The 4,661-nt window shown below is 58.8% G+C and carries 3 protein-coding genes and 1 pseudogene; all 4 read right to left on the bottom strand.

Features of this window, described 5'->3' with window-relative positions:
• Positions 1–39 precede the first annotated feature (39 nt).
• On the bottom strand, positions 40–612 hold the full coding sequence (locus EV643_RS43725) for a hypothetical protein (protein ID WP_133806133.1): 573 nt from the start codon (positions 610–612) through the stop codon (positions 40–42).
• Positions 613–1,063: 451 nt separating this feature from the next.
• Positions 1,064–1,756, bottom strand: a complete 693-nt coding sequence (locus tag EV643_RS43715; RefSeq protein ID WP_166665816.1) for an LbetaH domain-containing protein — start codon at positions 1,754–1,756, stop codon at positions 1,064–1,066.
• A 20-nt stretch (positions 1,757–1,776) separates the two neighbouring features.
• Positions 1,777–3,069, bottom strand: coding sequence for a carbohydrate kinase family protein (locus EV643_RS43710; RefSeq protein WP_133806131.1), 1,293 nt, complete (start codon positions 3,067–3,069; stop codon positions 1,777–1,779).
• Between the two features lie 822 nt (positions 3,070–3,891).
• Positions 3,892–4,401 (bottom strand): annotated as a pseudogene (locus EV643_RS47160) (hypothetical protein); the annotation flags it as partial.
• Positions 4,402–4,661: the final 260 nt, after the last annotated feature.

Raw genomic sequence — 4,661 nt, 5'->3', positions numbered from 1 at the left:
AACCAACGCCGCCGAGTACGGTACTTCTGCACCCGGCAATCACGCCGGAGCACAGCCAGACCAGAATCGCTGCCCGGTCAAGTTTGAAGAGCCGGTAAAGGCAAGAAGTAGCGCAAGTCCACCGGCTAGTCCCATCAGCAGGTTCAGAGGTGTCTCTTCCGGATCCCTGACCAAGGCAAAAAGGTCGATGAGGACGACGAGAGCCACAGCACCCTGTACCACCAGGAGTGAACCGCGAGTCCAGTGGTCGTAGGCGAGCGTCACACTCAGCACGTAATCGATGTCCGCGGGCGGCCCAGACCTCTTCGGCGCCATCGCGAATGCGATCTGTCCCATGATGTAGGTCGTGGCAACCAGTGCCGTCTGAACGACGATGGTGCCGACGAGCAGCGGACCCCGTCTGGTTTGGAGAATCGCCCCCGCTCCCCTGACCACCCGTGTACCGCGGCGAACTGCGGTACGAGCGGCCGCGATCCAAGACAGCGCCCAGAGAACCAGCGCGGCGACTCCTACGACTAACGATGGGAGCCCGACGATGTTCAGAAGGAACCACATGAGCGCGTCATCGGGTTGCGGAAGATCGGGAATCTCGCCGTATCTGAGCATCTTCACCAGTGCTCCCCCCTGGACGCTCCTACCTCCTCCATCGCCGGACGCCGCGGCGCGTTACTTGACTGACACGTTCCCCTCGCAACGGTTGGCCTCACCGGCGAAGACCCAACACCCGGCTGGCACCCAAAATCCAACCAACCACACCCGACCAACCGACCGCCACACCCACAACCGCGGCGCGTAGAACGACGGAAACTCGCAGACCACCAAACGCACGCACACGACCAGGCAGCAATCCCACTCAGCAATCTTCCACTGGCAGGGCCGGATCTCTCGGACTCGACGGGTCCGGCATGGCGCTAGTGTTCACCCCGAGCAATGCGTGCTGGCTGAACTGGCTCGCCGGCTGCGCCCGCTGGCACAACAAACACGCCAAACCCCAAACGACGCTTCGCCATCGACTCCAAAATCCGCCGGCCCGACTACCCACCTAACGTTCCTTGACGAAGCACTAGGTCGCTTCTACCGACTCGATCTGCTGCCGCAACTTGATAATAGTGTCGGAGGGATAGAACCCCTTCCTCAGAACGACACCCGGATAGATGCGCGAACGGGGTCCAACGAGAGTTCCAGGACTAAGCACAGCGTTACAACCAATTTGTATACCGTCGCCCAATATTGCGCCGAACTTGCGAAGGCCGGTATCTATGCGCTCACCACCAAAATCCAGAATTATATTCTCATGGGGCGCGGAGATCTTGACGTTACTCAACTTCGTACCGGCGCCTAGATTAACATCCCGGCCTAGAATACTGTCACCAACGTATGCGAAATGAGCCGCCTTCGCCGAAGCAAGTAGCAACGAATTCTTCGCCTCACTTGCGTGGCCCAGCAAACTTCCTTCCAGTAGTACACAAGGCGTGCGGGCGTATGCGCCGTGCCGAATAGTGGCACCAGGACCGACGTAGGTTGGTCCGGTCAGGCAAGCGCCTGCTTCGATCGATGCCCCCTCGCCAATGTAAATTGGCCCGTCGGGCAAGTAAGCGTCAGGAGATACAAACCCCTTGATAATGCGTTTGCCGGCCAGCATCTCATCCACAATTTGCGTCAACCTAGGGATGACGTCCCATATCGAGGAGGCGAGTTCAAATATATATCTTAGTTCACCCTCTGCCGAATCGAAATAGTGCTCCGGCTTGAGCATATCGCTTCCCCCTCTTGACATCATTGACTATTTGCCCAAGTCAGAAGGGCGTTTCGAGTCGCCTCATTGACCGCCGCAGCGAAATCGCCGTGGGAAATTCCGTTCGCAATATAATATATCAGGCCAGCATTGAAAGCACTCTTGCGCCCCGGGAGTGCTCCGGGTTGCACATCTGAGAGGTCTACGGTTACGGAAGTGATCTTTGCGTCGATCACAGTGTCCGCCTGTAGCGAGACGCCGTCGAACTCGCGGCGCACGACCGTCGCCTTTGGCAGGATACCTCCGGCCACCGCGCGCTCAAGACATTCTTCGCGTGTACAGCCTTCGGGTATGTCCACGCTCAGAGCCGCCGCGAACTGCCGCAGTTCGGATAGCGTGCAGATATAAATGTCAACCAGTCCTGTACTGAATGCGTCGCGTAGCGCTCGCGCAGCCTTGACATTGTCACTGGGCTGAGACCTTCCGTGATCGACGCAAGTGACAACCAGAGGCGAGATGGACCTGATTGCCCGATTGAGATTCTCACACAGATTCGTACGAAAATATCCCGAGACATAAAGAAGGCCACCGTTTCCGGTCTTGCGCTGAATCTTACGTAGGATCGGATCCCAGGAGAAATCCGCCAGCGCACCCTTGTGAGTGAATGTTGTGTAGAACGACGACTCCTTCTGCATCAGAATTACGGAAAGTCCACTCTGCTGCCCCTTCGCCATGATAACCGTCTTTTCGCGGAGCCACGGTTCGCGTTTAAGTTGACTCTGTAGCTCCTTGCTCAGGCCGTCTCCTTCACCAATCTGAGTGAACAGGTAACTGCGTTGTCCGAACTTCTTCCATAGGTGTCGGCCGACGTAAACTGCCGATCCACCACAGTCCGGCGTCACTCGATCCAGGTCGCTGTACTCCTGTTCCTCGAGGGAGTTCACGGTCACTGGCGAAAGGGTCAGGTCTAGATAGGTGCTTCCGACGAGAAAGATCTTTGGATTTGACAGTGCGCGCAACTGGGCGACTCGGCTGGCAGCACCGTTCTTTGTCCGGGTACTCGTCGCCAGATGCCAATCCGGATTGACTAAGGAGACGCTATCCTTGAGAAATGGGTGAAATCTCTTCGGTGCCTTCTGTGCAATCCGTTTGAGAGTGATGGTAACTGGATCTTTGAAACGCCTGAGAGTCCACAACGCAGCTGCCACCACGGCCGCGACGATCACGCCCAGGACGACTGTACCTACGGGGTCGCTCGGATCAAAAAATGAAATGAGAAGCGTGATCTGTTCCTTAAGTCGTCTAACCGGATAGATCGCGGCCGCTAGATCCATGACGGCCTGCCAGCGCCTACCCAGAGCTTGGTCCTTGTCTCAACTGGTTCGCTGCCCGCTGGAATCGATGCTAGGCGCGGGGAGAGGCCCCGTGCCTGAAGATCGGCGTCCTCTGACGGTGGCTTGTTCATGTTGTCCCCCAGTGCAGATATTGCTCCACCCCTTGTGCATCAGCATGAGCCATCGCGTCTCCGGACGCTATGGGTAAGAAGGTGCAGGGCGGCGCCACCGAAGCCTGGCCCCAATCCACTTAGAGATCGGGCGCCACCAAGTTGGGTGGCAACACGGGGATCTGGCCGCGGGTCGCCAGGGTCAACGGGGCACTGACCGAGTAAGAATGGCCGGCAACGACCGTCGGCCAGAGGAGGACGCTCGACATGGCCCAAACAGCCAGCGAGCAGGAGGCCGCAGTCCTCGAACTGGTCAAACGCTGCCTTGGGAATGTCGATGTCGAACTCTGGGACAACGGCACATGCGATCGTCAAGGCGTTGAAGAGGCCGCATCACCTACAAGAACGGCGATCGCGTCGCCCTTGAGGTTGTCGACTCCACCGACTCCGCAAGCAGAACGCTGGATCCCTCATCGATGCCAGCAGTGGCTACTTGACGTTTCGGCCCCGATCCTGGCTGGATCGCGGTACAGCCTGTCCCAACCAACTTCAAGGCGGCCCGGGATCGGCTGGTCACTGCCGCAAGACGGCTCGCCCAGAGTGGACACGCTGACGCTCTAGAGGTTCAGCACCACGCCAACAATACGGAATCAGTGGAGTGGGCCCTTCACCGTGACATCGCTCTGCGAGCGGTTCAGGGCGGCCTGCCGAATCAACTTGCGGTCGTCCGGACCGGTGTGGGTGGCTGGGTCGACTCTGGGCCCTTCGCAGACGATGTCGCCGCCACACTGTCGACCGATGTCATGGTGAGGTAGCTTGAGAAGCTCGTGCGAACAACGCCCTCCGCGCGACGCCTCTTCGTTCTATTGAACCTGTCGGCCTGAATCCGCGAAGCCTTCCCGCTGATCGAGGGGAAGGCTCCGAGCAGCCTCTGCATACAATTGGCTACGGCGCAACGCACCCATGGTTGTGCCCATTCTTCGGCCACACAGCTCCACCTATGGCATGTGGATAAGACTCGCTGGCAGACGTTCCACCGGCAGGACTTCGGCGACACCGCATAGGTTGGACAGATTCTGAGCTGCGCGAGCGAGTCCGCCTTGCCCAGCTTGTTTGCATTGCCGACCGTTGGGCATGCCCGCGCACGGCCGGCCGCAACATCTGTCGTTTGATCCCCAGTGAAGACGCAGCTCGTCGGCGGAATTTCGAGTGCACGACATGCTCTCTGAAGGAGCCGGACTGGGCTGTGGGACTACCTCCACACCAACCCAGCTAAGCACGCCGTGCCGCCACGGGAGCGCGGCGGGCGTGCCGCACAGCGCAAGCGCACGATCTTGACACCAGAACAGCTCGGCGCCTTTCTCGAATGGCTTTCAGGATCGCTACAACCTGAGTTGGGTCAGTTGAGCAGATTTTCAGGTGCTGGAACGCGCTGACCTGCGGATATGTGGTTGGTTAGTGCGTCCTCAAGGCACTAATCCG

Origin of the sequence: Kribbella caucasensis (genome assembly GCF_004361855.1) — a bacterium.
Taxonomy (GTDB): Bacteria; Actinomycetota; Actinomycetes; order Propionibacteriales; family Kribbellaceae; genus Kribbella; species Kribbella caucasensis.
The sequence above is the reverse complement of the archived record's forward strand: the minus strand, read 5'-3'. Positions and strand labels throughout refer to the sequence as shown.